Annotated in this window: 16 protein-coding genes; 12 read left to right on the top strand and 4 right to left on the bottom strand. The window is 73.5% G+C overall.

Features of this window, described 5'->3' with window-relative positions; genetic code table 11:
* The 3 genes from galE to idi all read left to right on the top strand — a co-directional run bounded on the left by galE (position 1) and on the right by idi (position 2,691).
* Positions 1–984 carry a UDP-glucose 4-epimerase GalE gene (gene galE, locus K304_RS0101230; RefSeq protein ID WP_027762253.1) on the top strand — a complete coding sequence of 328 codons (984 nt, stop codon included), beginning with the start codon at positions 1–3 and terminating at the stop codon, positions 982–984.
* A gap of 160 nt (positions 985–1,144) precedes the next feature.
* Positions 1,145–2,080 (top strand): cation diffusion facilitator family transporter, encoded by a 936-nt coding sequence (locus K304_RS0101225; RefSeq protein ID WP_027762252.1) that lies wholly within the window; start codon positions 1,145–1,147, stop codon positions 2,078–2,080.
* Positions 2,081–2,130: 50 nt separating this feature from the next.
* Positions 2,131–2,691 carry an isopentenyl-diphosphate Delta-isomerase gene (idi, locus tag K304_RS0101220; RefSeq protein ID WP_027762251.1) on the top strand — a complete coding sequence of 187 codons (561 nt, stop codon included), beginning with the start codon at positions 2,131–2,133 and terminating at the stop codon, positions 2,689–2,691.
* An 80-nt stretch (positions 2,692–2,771) separates the two neighbouring features.
* On the opposite strand, the gene K304_RS0101215 is transcribed toward idi, so the two are convergent.
* Positions 2,772–3,281 (bottom strand): ATP-binding protein, encoded by a 510-nt coding sequence (locus K304_RS0101215; protein WP_078528309.1) that lies wholly within the window; start codon positions 3,279–3,281, stop codon positions 2,772–2,774.
* Between the two features lie 209 nt (positions 3,282–3,490).
* Here K304_RS0101215 and K304_RS0101210 point away from each other — a divergent pair, with 209 nt between their 5' ends.
* From K304_RS0101210 to K304_RS0101185, 5 genes are all read left to right on the top strand, one after another.
* Entirely contained in the window at positions 3,491–4,234 is a 744-nt protein-coding gene (locus tag K304_RS0101210; RefSeq protein WP_027762249.1) for an enoyl-CoA hydratase/isomerase family protein, read from the top strand.
* Positions 4,235–4,296: 62 nt separating this feature from the next.
* On the top strand, positions 4,297–5,163 hold the full coding sequence (locus tag K304_RS0101205; RefSeq protein WP_027762248.1) for an SCO6745 family protein: 867 nt from the start codon (positions 4,297–4,299) through the stop codon (positions 5,161–5,163).
* A gap of 69 nt (positions 5,164–5,232) precedes the next feature.
* Positions 5,233–5,355: an LPFR motif small protein gene (locus tag K304_RS33845; RefSeq protein WP_281727954.1), complete on the top strand. Its 123-nt coding sequence runs from the start codon at positions 5,233–5,235 to the stop codon at positions 5,353–5,355.
* A 162-nt stretch (positions 5,356–5,517) separates the two neighbouring features.
* Positions 5,518–7,878, top strand: coding sequence for a Tex family protein (locus tag K304_RS0101195; protein WP_027762247.1), 2,361 nt, complete (start codon positions 5,518–5,520; stop codon positions 7,876–7,878).
* Positions 7,879–8,134: 256 nt separating this feature from the next.
* Positions 8,135–8,959 (top strand): hypothetical protein, encoded by an 825-nt coding sequence (locus K304_RS0101185; protein ID WP_027762246.1) that lies wholly within the window; start codon positions 8,135–8,137, stop codon positions 8,957–8,959.
* Here K304_RS0101185 and K304_RS26670 read toward each other — a convergent pair.
* Entirely contained in the window at positions 8,937–9,329 is a 393-nt protein-coding gene (locus tag K304_RS26670) for a gamma-glutamylcyclotransferase family protein (RefSeq protein WP_199779544.1), read from the bottom strand. The genes K304_RS0101185 and K304_RS26670 overlap by 23 nt on opposite strands.
* A gap of 117 nt (positions 9,330–9,446) precedes the next feature.
* Here K304_RS26670 and K304_RS0101175 point away from each other — a divergent pair, with 117 nt between their 5' ends.
* Positions 9,447–10,418 carry an acyl-ACP desaturase gene (locus K304_RS0101175; RefSeq protein WP_027762245.1) on the top strand — a complete coding sequence of 324 codons (972 nt, stop codon included), beginning with the start codon at positions 9,447–9,449 and terminating at the stop codon, positions 10,416–10,418.
* A 25-nt stretch (positions 10,419–10,443) separates the two neighbouring features.
* Here K304_RS0101175 and K304_RS0101170 read toward each other — a convergent pair whose 3' ends face one another.
* Positions 10,444–11,016, bottom strand: a complete 573-nt coding sequence (locus K304_RS0101170; RefSeq protein ID WP_027762244.1) for a DUF2087 domain-containing protein — start codon at positions 11,014–11,016, stop codon at positions 10,444–10,446.
* Positions 11,017–11,192: 176 nt separating this feature from the next.
* Between K304_RS0101170 and K304_RS0101165 the strand changes: the two genes are divergently transcribed.
* The 3 genes from K304_RS0101165 (at position 11,193) to K304_RS0101155 (ending at position 14,160) form a co-directional block, all read left to right on the top strand.
* Positions 11,193–11,708 (top strand): hypothetical protein, encoded by a 516-nt coding sequence (locus K304_RS0101165; RefSeq protein ID WP_027762243.1) that lies wholly within the window; start codon positions 11,193–11,195, stop codon positions 11,706–11,708.
* Between the two features lies 1 nt (position 11,709).
* Positions 11,710–12,894: an MAB_1171c family putative transporter gene (locus K304_RS0101160; protein WP_027762242.1), complete on the top strand. Its 1,185-nt coding sequence runs from the start codon at positions 11,710–11,712 to the stop codon at positions 12,892–12,894.
* A gap of 78 nt (positions 12,895–12,972) precedes the next feature.
* Positions 12,973–14,160 carry an amidohydrolase family protein gene (locus tag K304_RS0101155; protein WP_037788925.1) on the top strand — a complete coding sequence of 396 codons (1,188 nt, stop codon included), beginning with the start codon at positions 12,973–12,975 and terminating at the stop codon, positions 14,158–14,160.
* 69 nt (positions 14,161–14,229) lie between these two features.
* Here the strand turns inward: K304_RS0101155 and pip are convergent, their stop codons facing one another.
* Entirely contained in the window at positions 14,230–15,189 is a 960-nt protein-coding gene (gene pip / locus K304_RS0101150; RefSeq protein ID WP_027762240.1) for a prolyl aminopeptidase, read from the bottom strand.
* Positions 15,190–15,357 lie beyond the last annotated feature (168 nt).

The raw sequence follows: 15,357 nt of genomic DNA, 5'->3' as shown, positions 1-15,357 counted from the left end.
ATGACGTGGTTGATCACAGGTGGCGCGGGCTACATCGGCGCGCACGTCGTCCGTGCGCTGGGCGCCGCCGGCGAGCGGGTCGTCGTGCTCGACGACCTCTCCAGCGGACTGCCGGAGCGGCTTCCCGCGGAGGTTCCGGTCGTCGTGGGCTCCGTCCTGGACCGGGACCTGCTGGACCGGACGCTCGCCGGCCACGAGGTGCGGGGCGTGGTCCACCTGGCGGCGCGCAAGCAGGTCGGCGAGTCGGTCGAGCAGCCCCTGCGGTACTACCGGGAGAACCTGCACGGGCTGACGGTGCTGCTGGAGGCGGTCGTCGCCGCAGGCGTGGACCGGTTCGTGTACTCCTCGTCGGCCGCGGTGTACGGCATGCCGGACGTGGACCTGGTCACGGAGGACACCCCGTGCGTGCCGATGAACCCGTACGGGGAGACCAAGCTGGCCGGTGAGTGGCTGGTGCGCGCCACGGGCCGCCGGCACGGGCTCGCGACGGCGTGCCTGCGCTACTTCAACGTCGCGGGAGCCGCCGCACCGGAGCTGTCGGACGTGGGCGTGAGCAACGTCATCCCGATGTTCTTCGAGGCCCTCACCCGCGGCGAGGCGCCGCGGGTCTTCGGCGACGACTACCCGACGCCGGACGGCACCTGCATCCGCGACTACGTGCACGTCGCCGATCTGGCGGACGCGCACGTCGTCGCGGCCCGGCACGTGGCGGAGGCGGGCGAGGCGGGCTCCGGCGCGGAGGACCTGACGGTGAACATCGGCACCGGCACGGGAGTCTCGGTGCACGAGATCGCCGGCCTGGTGGCCGACGTCACGGGTCTGCGGGAGCCGGCCCCGCGGGTGGTCGCACGCCGTCCGGGCGACCCCGCCCGGGTGATCGCCTCGGCGGAGCTGATCCGGCGGGAGCTGGGCTGGAAGCCGCGGCACGACGTGCGGGACATGATCGTCTCCGCCTGGGAGGGATGGCGGCTCCGCCACCCCTGACCGCGCTCCCGGGGCTCTGGCCCGGCGGGCTGAACGCGGAAGAAAACGCCAGGTCAGAGCACATGACAACGGTGTTCAGCGTCGCGTTGCCCCTACCCCCCGCCCGTAGTTCACTGGGGACCGCCTGGAGACATTCCGAGTCGAGCGACGGAGGCGGCGCATGGGTGCGGGGCACGATCACGGCGGGCTCGGGGCGGGCTCGGGAGGCACCGTTTCGGCGGCGCACCGCACCCGGCTGCGCATCGCCCTGGGCATCACCCTGACCATGGCGGCGGTGCAGGTCGCCGGCGGCCTCCTGGCCGATTCGCTCGCCCTGCTGGCGGACGCGGGCCACATGGCCACCGACGCCCTCGGCCTGGGCATGGCGCTGCTGGCGATCCACTTCGCGAACCGTCCGAGCAGCGAGCGGCGCACCTACGGCTTCGCGCGGGCCGAGATCCTCGCCGCGCTGGCCAACTGCGTGCTGCTGCTGGGCGTGGGCGGCTACATTCTGTACGAGGCGGTGCAGCGCTTTCTCACCCCGGCCGGGACGGACGGCGGACTCACTCTGGTCTTCGGCGTGGTCGGCCTGGTGGCGAACAGCGTGTCGCTGGCACTGCTGCTGCGCGGGCAGCGGGAGAGCCTGAACGTGCGCGGCGCGTTCCTGGAGGTCCTGGCGGACACCCTCGGCTCGCTGGCGGTGATCGTCTCGGCGGTGGCCGTGATGCTGACCGGCTGGGAGGCGGCCGACCCGATCGCCTCGCTGCTGATCGGACTGATGATCGTCCCGCGGACGGTGCGGCTGGCGCGGGAGGCCCTGGACGTGCTGCTGGAGGCCGCGCCGAAGGACGTGGACCTGGCCGAGGTGCGGGCCCACATCCTGGCGGTGCCCGGCGTGGAGGACCTGCACGACCTGCACGTGTGGACGATCACCTCGGGCATGCCCGTCCTGTCGGCGCACGTCGTCGTCAGCCAGGAGGTGCTGGACGCGATGGGGCACGAACGCGTCCTGCACGAGCTGCAGGGCTGCCTGGGGGCGCATTTCGACGTCGAGCACTGCACGTTCCAGCTCGAGCCGCACGGACATGCGGCACACGAAGTGCGGCTGTGCCACTGAGGTGCGGCACACTGGGCGAGCAGCCGGATACCACCTGGAGAAGGACGAACATGGCGAACAGCCCAGCAGCACCCATCCTGCTCGAACTGGTCGACGAGGACGGCACGACGACCGGCACCGCGGAGAAGCTCTCCGCGCACGTGCCGCCGGGCAGGCTGCACCGGGCGTTCTCCGTCTTCCTCCTCGACGACACGGGCCGGCTGCTCCTCCAGCGGCGCGCGCTGGGCAAGTACCACTCCCCCGGCGTCTGGTCCAACACCTGCTGCGGCCACCCCTATCCGGGCGAGCCGCCGTTCGCGGCGGCGGCCCGGCGGGTGGGCGAGGAGCTGGGCGTGGCGCCGTTCTCGATGCGGGAGGCCGGCACGGTCCGCTACCACCACCCGGACCCGGCGTCGGGGCTGGTGGAGAAGGAGTTCAACCACCTGTTCGCCGGGGTGGTGCGGGACCGGCTGCGTCCGGACGCGGAGGAGATCGCGGAGACGGCGTTCGTGACGCCGGCGGAGCTGGAGAAGCGGCACGCGGAGGACACCTTCTCCGCGTGGTTCATGACCGTGCTGGACGCCGCGCGGCCGGCGATCCGCGAGGTGACGGGCGGCGCGGCAGGCTGGTAGCCCCGGCCGCGCACGCGCCCGCCACCCGGCGGGCGCGCCGCTCCCGCCCGACGGCCAGGCCCCGGGCGGGAGCCCGGCGGTCAGGCCCCCGGCGGGAGCGGGAACGCCGCCCAGATGACCTTGCCGCCCGCCCCGGTCTGTTCCACGTCGCACAGGCCGCCCGCCTCGGCGGTGATCGTCTTCACCAGGAGCAGGCCGCGGCCGCCGGTGTGCTGCTGGTCCGGGTCGGCCTCCAGCGCCTTGGGCCGGTACGGGTGTGCGTCCTCCACGGCGATCCGGACCCAGCCCGAGCCCAGCGACACCTCGACGCCGATCTCCGGGGAGAGGAGCGCCGCGTGCCGCACCGAGTTGGTGACCAGCTCGGAGAGGATGAGCAGCAGCCCCTGCAGCATGTCGTCGGTGACCGGCGCGCGCTGCCGGCGCACCAGGTCGCGTACGGCGTGCCGCAGCTGCGGCACGGACGAGTCGAGCGCGGGAGCGGTGAGGCGCCAGGTGCCCTCGTAGCTCGCCGGCCGGGCGCACTCCTGCACCGGCGTCGCCACCGGGGCACCGCCACCGGCCGTCGGCGGCTCACTCCCGCGGATGTCCATCTGCCGCACCCCGCTCCCTCCACGCTGCGTTCTTGCATCTGTTCTTGCATCGAGTGTTGATAGCTCACACCCCCGAACCGACCGGCTGACCGCAAGTCGTCACCTATCGACGGCATGTGACACTCGACTTTCGATTCATGGCCTTCCATGACCGGAAATGCACCAGCGCCCGGACGGTGCCTGACAGCCCGGCGGATACGATCGGACTCATGCAGCTGGCCACCGCGTACGCCGACGGCGTCGCGACCGTCACCATCGACCACCCGGCCAAACGGAACGCGATGACGCCCGCCATGTGGCGCGCGCTGCCGCCGCTCCTGGACCGGCTGGCGGCCGACGCCGCCGTACGCGTGATGGTGCTGACCGGCGCGCACGACACCTTCTGCGCCGGCGCGGACATCGGCACGCTCCGCGCGTCCGCCGACGAGGGCAGGAACCTCGCCCTCGCCGCGGAGGAGGCGCTGGCAACGTTCCCCAAGCCGACCCTCGCCGTGGTCCGCGGTCACTGCGTGGGCGGCGGGGCACAGCTCGCCGCCGCCTGCGACCTGCGGTTCGCCGCCGAGGACGCGCTCTTCGGCATCACCCCTGCACGACTGGGCATCGTCTACCCCGCCTCGGCCACCCAGCGGCTGGTCCGGCTGGTGGGACCGTCCACCGCGAAGCACCTGCTGTTCTCCGCCGAGCTGATCGGCGCCGAACGCGCACTGCGCTGCGGCCTGGTCGACGAGGTGCATCCGCGTGACGCCCTCGACGCCCGCACCGCCGCGTACACCCGCCTGCTCGTCTCCCGCTCCCAGCTGACCCAGGCCGCCGCCAAGGAGTTCGCCGACGGGCACGGCGACCGGGAACGGGTCGCCCACTGGTCGCGCGAGGCGGCGGCGAGCGACGAGTCGGCCGAGGGGGTCGCCGCCTTCCTGGAGCGGCGTGAACCGCGCTTCACCTGGAGCACGTGACCTCACATGTTCGCGGGGGACGGCCCTTCCCCCCGAGGATTACCAATCGGTAACGTGCGGGCATGACGACGACACCCGACGACCGAGCCGGCCGCCACTGCCACAACGCGCTGAACCCGTTGCACTCCGCCGTCTACTTCGCCCCCGATCTGGCCAAGGAGCTGGCGCCGTACGGCATCGAGGACCCCAGCGCGGTCTACTTCGCCGGACGCGCCGCCGCCATGGGCGCGGTCTCCGCCGGAACGGTGACGGCCGCCTTCTACAACTTCAGCCACCACCTGATCTCCCGCTTCCTGCCCGAGGTGTGGGACTTCGCCTCACCGTCGACCGTGCTGGCCGCCCGGATGCGTGCGGTGGACGCCATGCTGCGGCGGCTGCTGGGCGACGACGCCGTCGCCTCACCTCAGATGCGCGAGGCCGCGGACCTGGCGCTGCGCGCCGCCGAGGGCTGCACCCGACCCGGGCGGCCGCTGTACGCCGCGCACGCCGACCTGCCCGTGCCCGACGACGCCCACCTGGCGCTCTGGCACGCCGCCACGCTGCTGCGGGAGCACCGCGGCGACGCGCACATCGCCGTGCTCCAGCACGCCGAACTCGACCCGCTGGAAGCCCTGGTCAGCCATTCCGCGTCCGGACGGGGCATGGTGCCGTCGTTCCTGCTGACCACCCGCGGCTACAACGAGCAGGACTGGCACGGCGCCCAGGACCGGCTGCGGGACCGGGGACTCCTCGACGAGGCGGGCGACCTCACCGAATCCGGACTGACGCTGCGCAAGCGGCTGGAGACGGAGACCGACCGGCTGGACGGGCGCCCGTACGCCGCGCTGGGCGCCGACGGCACCGCCCGTCTCACCGAACTCGCCGGCGGCTTCACTGCCACCGCACTCGGCAACGGGGCGTTCCCCGGCGAGGTGTTCGGCAAGGGCTGATCCGTCGCCCGACGGGGCGCGGCGCGGCCGCCGTTGTTTGGCCCGGCACGAGACGGGGACCCGGCAGCCATGCGTGCGATAGCTGACATCTTCCGCATGATCGGCGGCGCCATCGCCACGGTCGTGACCCTTCCCTTCCGCGCGGTGGCGCGGCTGTTCGGCGGCATGTCCCGCGGCGGCCGCCGGGTCTGAGAATCCCCCGCGCCGCGCGGACCGCCGGCACCGGCCCCGTACCGGTCCGGCGGTCCGCGCGCGTCCGGCCGCCGTCCCGGCCGCGGCACCTGCCAGAATGCGTACCTCACCCGGGACAACCCCCGGGCGGGGAACAGCAACGGGACGGCGGAACGGATCAACGTGACGACCACCATCGAAGGCAGGATCGCCGAGGAGCTGGGCGTACGGGAGCGGCAGGTGAAGGCCGCGGTCGAGCTGCTCGACGGCGGTTCGACGGTGCCCTTCATCGCCCGGTACCGCAAGGAAGCCACCGAGATGCTCGACGACGCGCAGCTGCGCGCCCTCGAGGAGCGGCTGCGGTACCTGCGTGAGCTCGAGGAGCGGCGCGCGGCGATCCTGGAGTCCGTGCGGTCGCAGGGCAAGCTCGACGACGCCCTGGAGGCCCGCATCCGCGCGGCCGAGTCCAAGGCCCGCCTGGAGGACATCTACCTTCCGTTCAAGCCCAAGCGCCGGACCAAGGCGCAGATCGCGCGCGAGGCCGGCCTCGAACCCCTCGCCGACGGGCTGCTGAACGACCCCTCGAACGAACCGCAGGCGGCGGCCGCCGCGTTCGTGGACGCCGAGAAGGGCGTCGGCGACGCCGGGGCCGCGCTGGAGGGCGCCCGCGCGATCCTCACCGAACGCTTCGGCGAGGACGCCGACCTGATCGGCGAACTGCGCGAACGCATGTGGGAGAAGGGCCGCGTCGCCTCCTCCGTCCGCGAGGGCAAGGAGGAGCAGGGCGCCAAGTTCAAGGACTACTTCGACTTCTCCGAGGACTTCACCGAGCTGCCCTCCCACCGGGTGCTGGCACTGCTGCGCGGCGAGAAGGAGGAGGTCCTCGACCTCGCGCTCCAGCCCGAGAACCCCGCGGACGCGCCCGCCGACGGCGCCCCGGGGGCGTACGAGCGCAGCATCGCGAACCACTTCGGCATCCGCGACCAGGGCCGTCCCGCCGACGGCTGGCTGGCCGACACCGTCCGCTGGGCCTGGCGCACCCGCATCCAGGTGCACCTCGGCATCGACCTGCGCCTGCGGCTGCGCACGGCCGCCGAGGACGAGGCCGTGCGGGTCTTCGCCGCCAACCTGCGCGACCTGCTGCTGGCCGCACCGGCCGGCACCCGCGCCACGATGGGACTGGACCCGGGGCTGCGTACGGGCGTGAAGGTCGCCGTGGTCGACGCCACCGGCAAGGTCGCCGCCACCGACACGATCTACCCGCACGCCCCGCAGAAGAAGTGGGACGAGGCCCTGGAGCGGCTGTCGGCGCTGGCGGAGCGGCACGACGTCGACCTGGTCGCCATCGGCAACGGCACCGCCTCCCGCGAGACGGACAAGCTGGCCGGCGAACTCCTCACCAGGCGGCCGGAGCTGAAACTGACCAAGGTGATGGTCTCCGAGGCCGGCGCTTCGGTGTACTCCGCCTCCGCCTACGCCTCCCAGGAGCTGCCGGAGCTGGACGTTTCGCTGCGCGGCGCCGTCTCCATCGCCCGGCGCCTCCAGGACCCGCTGGCCGAACTCGTGAAGATCGACCCCAAGTCGATCGGCGTGGGGCAGTACCAGCACGATCTGTCCGAGGTGAAGCTCTCGCGTTCGCTGGACGCGGTCGTCGAGGACTGCGTGAACGGCGTCGGGGTGGACGTGAACACCGCTTCCGCGCCGCTGCTCTCCCGGGTCTCCGGCATCGGCGGCGGCCTCGCCGAGAACATCGTCGCCCACCGGGACGCCAACGGACCGTTCCGCGACCGCAAGGCTCTCAAGGACGTCGCGCGGCTGGGCCCGAAGGCGTTCGAGCAGTGCGCGGGCTTCCTCCGCATCCGCGGCGGCGACGACCCGCTCGACGCCTCATCGGTGCACCCCGAGGCGTACCCGCTGGTCCGCACGATGGTGAAGACCGCCGGGACCGATGTCCCGTCCCTCGTCGGCAACGCGACGGCGCTGCGCGCGCTGAAGCCGTCCGACTTCGTCGACGACGCGTTCGGCCTGCCGACGGTGACCGACATCCTCAAGGAGCTGGAGAAGCCCGGCCGCGACCCGCGTCCCGCCTTCCGGACCGCCAGCTTCAAGGAGGGCGTGGAGAAGATCGGCGACCTGGCCGGCGGCATGGTGCTGGAGGGCGTCGTCACCAACGTCGCGGCGTTCGGCGCCTTCGTCGACGTGGGTGTCCACCAGGACGGTCTGGTGCACGTCTCCGCCATGTCCCGCTCCTTCGTCAAGGACCCGCGGGACGTGGTCAAGCCCGGCGACATCGTGAAGGTCAAGGTGCTGGACGTCGACGTGCCGCGGAAGCGGATCTCGCTGACGCTGCGGCTGGAGGACGAGGCCGGCGCGGGTGCCGCGAAGGGCGGCGAAGGCCGCCGGGGCGGGGGTGACCGGCGCAAGGGCTCCGCGCCGCGCCAGCGGCAGGGCGGCGGTGGCCGTCCCCGCCGGGACCGCGACCAGCGCCCCGCACCGGTCAACAACGAGATGGCCGAGGCGCTCCGCCGGGCGGGCCTCCGCTAGTCCGTGCTCGCGCGCCGGGGCCGTGCGCGGGAGCGGTGCTCCCGTGCACGGCCCCGGCCGCGTCCCTCACCCCGCCGAACAGGGGAAGCAGAAGACGGCTCGCCGCGGCGCACGGCTCGCCTGCGCCGTCATCTCCGACCTCGTCTGGTAGACAATGTCCCGCTTCGGTGCGTTTGTGGCCCGGAGCCGGTGGGCGGGCGGCATCGCCGCGTTCGCGGCCCGCGCCCGGACGGCGCCTGACACACGGTCGAGGGACATGATGAGCTGGACACCCACACGCCGGGCGCTGACGTCCGCCGTTCTCGCGGGAGCGATCGCCCTCCTCCCGGCGCTGCTCCCGCCGGCGGACGACGGCTCACCACGCGCGGCCGCCGCGTCCCTCGCGACCGGGACGGCGGAACGACCCGGTCCGCCCGCGCCGCGCCCTCCCCGCCTCCCCCGCGACTTCCGGGGCGAGGGCGCGTGGATCGTCCGCGACCTCGGCATCACCGTCCCGTTCACCTGGGAGGGACGGGACGGCGACAGTCAGATGACCGCGGGCGGGCCGGACCACCCGATCTGGTTCACCAACCTGATCCACCGCGGCACGCTCTACACCCTGACCTACAAGTGGCCGGGGCTCACCGAGCATCCGTGCTCACGGATCCCCGGGTTCACCCGGGACGACCTGAACGAGCTCTTCGAGGACGCCCGGTTCGTCGGGCGGGAAGTCCTCCAGCAGGGCCCGGACCGGCCGGACCGGTACGTGCACCACTGGCGGGTCGGAATCGTGGTGCCGGAGGCGCCACCCGGGAACCACCTGCGGTTCCCGCTGGCGCTCGGGGACGTCTACGTCGACCAGAAGGACCGGACCACCTTCTGGCAGGTCCTGCAGTTCGGCGTGCAGAACCTCTACGACCCCGAGCTGGACGAGTGGCTCGTGATGGACACGTTCACACACGAGCCCGGTACGGTCACCCTTCCCCGCCGCTGCGCACGGCCCTCTCCGACGGACGCGTCACCCAGCAGGGCAGGGACAGAGGGCCGGCACCGGGGCTGGGGCTGGGGCGGGGGAGAACTCAGCGGCCGTACGTCTCGATGACGCGCTCCGCGTAGCGTTCCGCATCCCAGTCCTCGGCGAGCACGTCGCCGCCGCGCCACACGTACGTGCGGGCCGCACGCCCGCCGTCCACCGCGACGGCGCGCATCGTGTACTCCGCCCCCTCGAACGCGTCGAGCACCGCGGACTCGTCGGGCGTCAGTCCCCGCAGCAGGCGCCCCCGCGCGAGGCCGCCCGGTGCGGGCACCAGCCCCGGGTAGGGCCGCCGCGCCAGCGCCGCGGCCCGCCAGCCGGCCAGCGCGGCCGGCTCGGCGTGCGGGACCCTCCCCAGCTGGGCCCGCAGCACCTCCTCGAAGCAGAGCGTTCCGTAGACGAACAGCGGCATGTCCTCGTGTGCAAGGCGGGATTCCACAAAACCGAGCGTAGTACCTGGTCACCGGGCCGCTCTTGCTTGTTCCGACGGTAATAACTTACGGTCTCGTAACCTACGCAGCCGTAGGTGAATCGCACCCGCACGTCAGGAGCATCCGTGACCGTCACCACCCGACAGCACGCCGGTACGGACGGCTGGACCGACGCCCGGCTCCTCTACGCGCTGGAGGAGGTGGTGGAGAAGGAGCTGAACCGGCACCTGGCGGTGGCGAAGGACTGGATGCCGCACGAGTACGTGCCGTGGAGCGACGGCCGCAACTTCGACGGTCCGCTGGAGGGCGAGCCGTGGGCGCCGGAGCAGTCGAAGGTCACCGACATCGGCCGGACCGCACTCGTGGTCAACCTGCTCACCGAGGACAACCTGCCCTCCTACCACCACGAGATCGCCAGCCTCTTCGGGCGCGACGGCGCCTGGGGCACCTGGGTGCACCGCTGGACCGCGGAGGAGGGCCGGCACGGCATCGTGATGCGGGACTACCTGCTCACTTCACGCGCGGTGGACCCGGTGCAGCTGGAGAACTTCCGGATGGCGCACATGTCGGAGGGCTTCGAGTCCGACAACCGGCACAGCATGCTCCACTCCGTCGCCTACGTCTCCTTCCAGGAGCTGGCGACCCGCATATCCCACCGCAACACCGGCCACCAGTCCGGCGACCCGGTGTGCGACCGGATGCTCGCCCGTATCGCCACGGACGAGAACCTGCACATGGTCTTCTACCGCAACCTGCTGCAGGCGGCGTTCGAGATCGCTCCCGACCTGACGATGCAGGCGGTGCGCGACGTGGTGGTCGGCTTCCGGATGCCCGGTCACGGCATGCCGGGGTTCGAGCGCGCCGCCGCGCAGATGGCGATCGGCGGCATCTACAACCTGCGCATCCACCACGACGACGTGCTCCAGCCGGTCCTGCGCTTCCTGAAGGTGCTGGACATCGACGGCCTCGGCCCCGAAGGTCTCAAGGCGCAGGAGGAACTCGGGCTGTTCATGAACGGCCTGGACGACGAGGCGCGGAAGTTCGACGAGCGGCTGGCCGCCCGCGCCGCACGCAGGGCCGCCCGCGCGAACCGCTGACCCGCGAACTGTCGTGACCGGGTGGTCAGAGCACGGCCGGAGCGTCCTCCCGCAGCCGGTAGACGCCGTCCGTCCTGCTCAGCAGGCAGTGGTCGACGAGGTACCGCCGCACGGTCACGTGGTCGACCTCGGCGCCCTCGCACCATCCGCGCAGGACGGCGTTCACCTCCCGCTCCGGGTAGGCGGCGCCCGTCTCGAACGACCGCCGCGCCAGGTGGTGCAGCACGATGCGCCGCCGCCCGAACTGCCGGGGCAGGCTGCGGATGCGGTCGCCGCCGTCCCGCAGGAAGGTGCGCAGCAGCGTCTCGACGCGTGCGTCGCCGGAGCCGTGGTCCACGGCGGGCCGTGCGGAGTCCTCGCTCCGGGCGGCCCGCCGGGCGGTGTCCTTGAGCTGCGCGGCCCGCGCCACCAGCCGTCCGCCGACGGCCTCCACGAGCCCGCCCTCCTGGAGACGCCGCAGCGCCGCCCCGGCCTCCCTCGGCGGGATCCCGGCCCGGTCCGTCACCTCGGACGGCGTCCCGGCACCCAGCACGACCGCGGAGAACACCCGCAGCCGCCCCGGCTCGGCCAGCAGTCCGACGATCTCCTCCGGCGTCACGCGTTCCTCCCTCGGCCTCTCTCTCGCGCCAGGACCGTACGCCACCGGTCCCTCACTCCGCGAAGGGTTTTCCGGGCCGCGGACGTGCAGCTCAGGGCGCCCACCCGTGGTCCGCGCGGGGGCGAAGGTGTAGTTTCGCGGCGGGGGCTCAGACACGACCGGGTGGGGAGCGAGGGGTGAAGGAGCGAGAGCTACGGCGGCGGTGCAGGCGCGAACTGCGCTCACTGGGGGTGCAACCGCCGCTGCGGGTGGAGGAGTTGTGCCGCCTGCTGGGCGAGAAGCGCGGCCGGCCGATCCGGCTTCTGCCCTACGCGCTGCCGGCCCCGGGACCGTTCGGGCTCTGGGTGGCCACGGACACCACGGACCACATCCTGTACCAGAAGGAGACCAGCAAGGCCCACCAGGACCACATCATCCTGCACGAGGTGGGCCACATCCTGGCGGACCACCGCAGCGACGACGACGATCCGGAGTTCTGGCGGTCGGCGCCCGGGGACCTCTCCCTGGGGGCGGTCCGGCGGGCGCTGCGCCGCACGTCGTACGACGAGGAGCACGAGCGGGAGGCCGAACTGGTGGCCACCATCATCCTGGAGTGGGCGTCCGTGCTGGACCACGTGACGCCCCGGGCGTCGAAGAACCCCGCGCTGCAGCGGGTGCAGACGGCGCTGGGCGACCGGCAGGGGTGGTTGTGACATGACCGCGGTACTCGGCGTGCTGCTGGTGGCGGCCGTCGCGTGGAAGGGCTACCAGCTCTCGCGCGCCCCGGCGGACCTGCCGCTGCGGTCGGTGACGCTGTGCCTGGTGTCCGCCGCGCTGGCGTTCCCGTTCGGCACGGGGCCGGGCGCCCGGGCGGCGGACGGGCTGCTGGGCGCGGGGGCGGCGGAGCTGCTGCAGAACGTGCTGCTGCTGTGCTGCGTGTACTTCCTGATGTGCTTCTACCTGCACTCGGCCGCCCTCGACCCGGCGCGCGGCCGGCGACGGGCCCGCCTGGAACTGGTGCCGCTGGGCGTGGCCGCGGGGCTCGCGGCGGTGTCGATGGCCGCCACCCCGCCCGGTGCGCGCGGCGGCACCTACGACACCGCGGACATGCAGATCGCCGGCGTGGCCGGCTTCTACCTCTCCGCGGGCCTGTACCTGGGGTACGCCCTGGCGATGGCCCTGTGGTGGACGTACCGCTACATCCGCCTCTCGCAGGGGTCGCTGGCCACCGGGCTGCGGCTGACCGCCGTGGCGATGGCGGCCATGGTGCTGGCCGACGTGGTGCGCCAGGTGTTCGTCGTGGTGCGGTGGGCCGGCGGCCCGGACGAGTCGCCGCTGCTGACCGGCGCCAACCTCACGCTGTCGATCGCCGTGCCCGTGTTCGTGATCGGTGTGAGCTACCCGGGCGCGGCGACCCGCATCGCGGCGCTGCGGCTGTGGTGGCGGCACCGGCGGGCCTACCACCGGCTGCGTCCGCTGTGGGCCGCGCTGCACCAGGCGTTCCCGGAGGACGAGCTGACCCGGGTGCCGACCCGGCCCTGGGGGGACCGGCTGCTGCTGCGCGGCGTGCACCGCCGCTACTACCGGCGGGTCATCGAGTGCCGCGACGGGCTGGTGCGCATCAGCCCGTACCTGGCGCGTCCGGACGCCGGCGGCGCACCGGACGGCGCGCGGGACGCCGCTCCCCCGGCACGCCCGGAACCGTCCGACGGCTGGGCGGCCGACCTGGCCGCGCGGCTGCGGGCCGCGCTGCACGACCACGCGGCGGGTGCCCCGGCGCCGTCCAGAACCGCGCCCTCGAAGGCCGTGCTGCTGCCGATGCCCGCGGAGGACACCCTCGAAGGGGACGCCCGTCAGCTCGTCACCCTCTCCGACGCCTTCCACGCCGCCGCCCGCTGAGGCGTCGGCCCCCCCCCCGCGACCCGCTCACCCGGACCGACAGGACCGACCCGACCCGACAAGGGGGACGTACCGCCCATGGAATTCCTGGTGTCGGCAGGACAGCTGCTCTCCGGACCGGACGGCGACCGCACGCCGGACGGCGCGGTCCTCGTCCGCGGCGACCGCATCGTCGCCGCCGGACCGCGCGCCGAGGTCGAGGCCCGGGCGTCGGACGGCGCCGTGCGCCTCGCCCGCCCGGAGGGCACCCTGCTGCCCGGCCTGATCGACACCCACGTGCACCTGTGCTTCGACGCCGGGCCCGACCCGGTGACGTCGCTGCGCGAGGCGGACGACACCGCGCTGCTGCTCGCCATGGCCGACCGGGCCCGGCGGATGGTGGCCACCGGTGTGACGACCGTGCGCGATCTGGGCGACCGGGGCGGTCTGGCGCTGCGGCTGCGGGACGCCGTCGCCTCCGGGGCCGTGAGCGGTCCGCGGGTCCTCGCGGCCGGTGCGCCGCTGACCGTGCCCGGCGGCCACTGCTGGTTCCTCGGCGGCGAGGTCTCCGGCGAGGAGGCGATCCGCGAGACGGTGCGGCGCAACGCGAAGGACGGCGCCGACGTCATCAAGGTGATGGCGACCGGCGGCGGGCTGACTCAGGGCGGCCCGGCGATCTGGGAGGCCCAGTTCTCCCCGGAGGAGCTGCGGGCGGTGGTCGAGGAGGCCCGTGCGCACGGCCTGCCCGTGGCCGCCCACGCGCACGGCGCGGACGGCATCGCGGCGGCCGTGGCGGCGGGCGTGGACACCATCGAGCACTGCACGTGGATGGGGCGCGGCGGCTTCGACGTCCGTGAGGACGTGGTCGCCGACATCGCCGCGGGCGGCATCGCCGTGTGCCCGGCGGCCAGCCCCGGCTGGCGGGCGTTCGCCGAACGGTTCGGGCCGGAGCGGGCGGAGGAGATGTTCGGCCGGGTGCGCTGGATGCACGAGCAGGGCGTGCAGCTGATCTCCGGCACCGACGCGGGCGTGCCGGGTGCCGTCTTCGACGACCTGGTGTCCAGCCTGGGCTTCTTCGTCCATCTGGGCCTGCCGCCGTCCCGCGTGGTGGCCATGGCCACGGCCGACGCCGCGGCCGCGGTGGGGCTGGGCGACGACACCGGGCGCCTCGCGGACGGCTACCGCGCGGATCTTCTGCTGGTGGACGGCGACCCGCTCGCCGACCTGGAGGCGCTGCGCGAGGTGCGGGCCGTGCTGGCCGGCGGGCGGCTGGTCACCGGCGGCTGACCGGGGCCGTGCGGAGCTGGGCGGAGCCGTCCGTGCGGGCCGTACGGCTGCTCCGGGCCGTACGGCTGCTCAGCTCCGGGCGAACCGGTCGAGCGCGGCGAGCAGGATGTCGCGGGTCGTCCCGCCGCCCAGGTGGCCCGCGTCCTCCACCACGTGCAGTTCCGCCTCCGGCCAGGCGCGGGAGAGCTCCCAGGCGGTGGCCAGGGGGCTGCCCAGGTCGAGCCGGCCGTGGATCAGCACGCCGGGGATGCCGGCCAGGCGGTGGGCCTCACGCAGCAGTTGTCCCTCCTCCAGCCAGGCGCCGTGCGAGAAGTAGTGGGCGCACAGGCGCACCAGGGCGATGCGGTCCGCGGAGGGCCGGTCGCCGTACGGGCCGGGGGCGCCGTGCGTCTCCCCGGAGACGACGGCGTCCTCCCAGGCGCACCACTCCTGGACCGCCCGGTCCCGTACGGCCGGGTCCGGATGCTCCGTCAGGGCGGCGTAGGCGCCGACGACGTCTCCGTCGGGCGGTGTCCCGGGGGCCCCGGCGAGAAAGCGTTCCCACTCACGGGGGAAGAAGCGGCCCACGCCCCGGTAGAGCCAGTCGATCTCGGAGCGGCGGGTCGTGGTCACTGCGGGAACGACGATCCCGGTGACCCGTTCCGGGTGCCGCTGGGCGTAGGCGAGGAGCAGCGTGGAGCCCCACGAGCCGCCCTCCAGCAGCCACCGGTCGATGCCGAGGTGCGTGCGCAGCAGCTCCATGTCGGCGATCATGTGGTGGATCGTGTGGTGCCGCACGCCGGTCGACGGGTCCCCGGCGTGCGGTGTGCTGCGCCCGCAGCCCCGTTGATCGAAGAGGACCACCCGGTACCGCTCGGGGTCGAAGTAGCGGCGATGACGGGGGCGGCAGCCGGATCCGGGCCCGCCGTGCACCACCAGCGCGGGCCTGCCGTCGGGGTTGCCGCACACCTCCCAGTAGACGTGGTCGCCGTCCCCCACGTCGAGCATGCCGTGCTCGTACGGCTCGATCTCCGGATACAGCTCACGCATGTCCGCTCCCTCGTCGCGACGGCCCACCCTGGCACGGCGTGAGAGGCGGCGACACCGGATAAATGCCGTTGCACGGCCGGTGCGGGAGCCGTAGCGTTCTCCTCGGCCCTGTTGCCGTCGATAGGAGAGGCCGTTGCTCGTCTGAGGTCGGAGACACCGTGTGCACCG

This window comes from Streptomyces sp. CNS606, from assembly GCF_000426325.1.
The sequence above is the reverse complement of the archived record's forward strand: the minus strand, read 5'-3'. Positions and strand labels throughout refer to the sequence as shown.

Coding starts and splice junctions, on each gene's coding strand:
- galE (WP_027762253.1), top strand. CDS start 1: ATGACGTGGTTGATCACAGGTGGCGCGGGCTACATCGGCGCGCACGTC.
- K304_RS0101225 (WP_027762252.1), top strand. CDS start 1,145: ATGGGTGCGGGGCACGATCACGGCGGGCTCGGGGCGGGCTCGGGAGGC.
- idi (WP_027762251.1), top strand. CDS start 2,131: ATGGCGAACAGCCCAGCAGCACCCATCCTGCTCGAACTGGTCGACGAG.
- K304_RS0101215 (WP_078528309.1), bottom strand. CDS start 3,281: ATGGACATCCGCGGGAGTGAGCCGCCGACGGCCGGTGGCGGTGCCCCG.
- K304_RS0101210 (WP_027762249.1), top strand. CDS start 3,491: ATGCAGCTGGCCACCGCGTACGCCGACGGCGTCGCGACCGTCACCATC.
- K304_RS0101205 (WP_027762248.1), top strand. CDS start 4,297: ATGACGACGACACCCGACGACCGAGCCGGCCGCCACTGCCACAACGCG.
- K304_RS33845 (WP_281727954.1), top strand. CDS start 5,233: ATGCGTGCGATAGCTGACATCTTCCGCATGATCGGCGGCGCCATCGCC.
- K304_RS0101185 (WP_027762246.1), top strand. CDS start 8,135: ATGATGAGCTGGACACCCACACGCCGGGCGCTGACGTCCGCCGTTCTC.
- K304_RS0101160 (WP_027762242.1), top strand. CDS start 11,710: ATGACCGCGGTACTCGGCGTGCTGCTGGTGGCGGCCGTCGCGTGGAAG.
- K304_RS0101155 (WP_037788925.1), top strand. CDS start 12,973: ATGGAATTCCTGGTGTCGGCAGGACAGCTGCTCTCCGGACCGGACGGC.
- pip (WP_027762240.1), bottom strand. CDS start 15,189: ATGCGTGAGCTGTATCCGGAGATCGAGCCGTACGAGCACGGCATGCTC.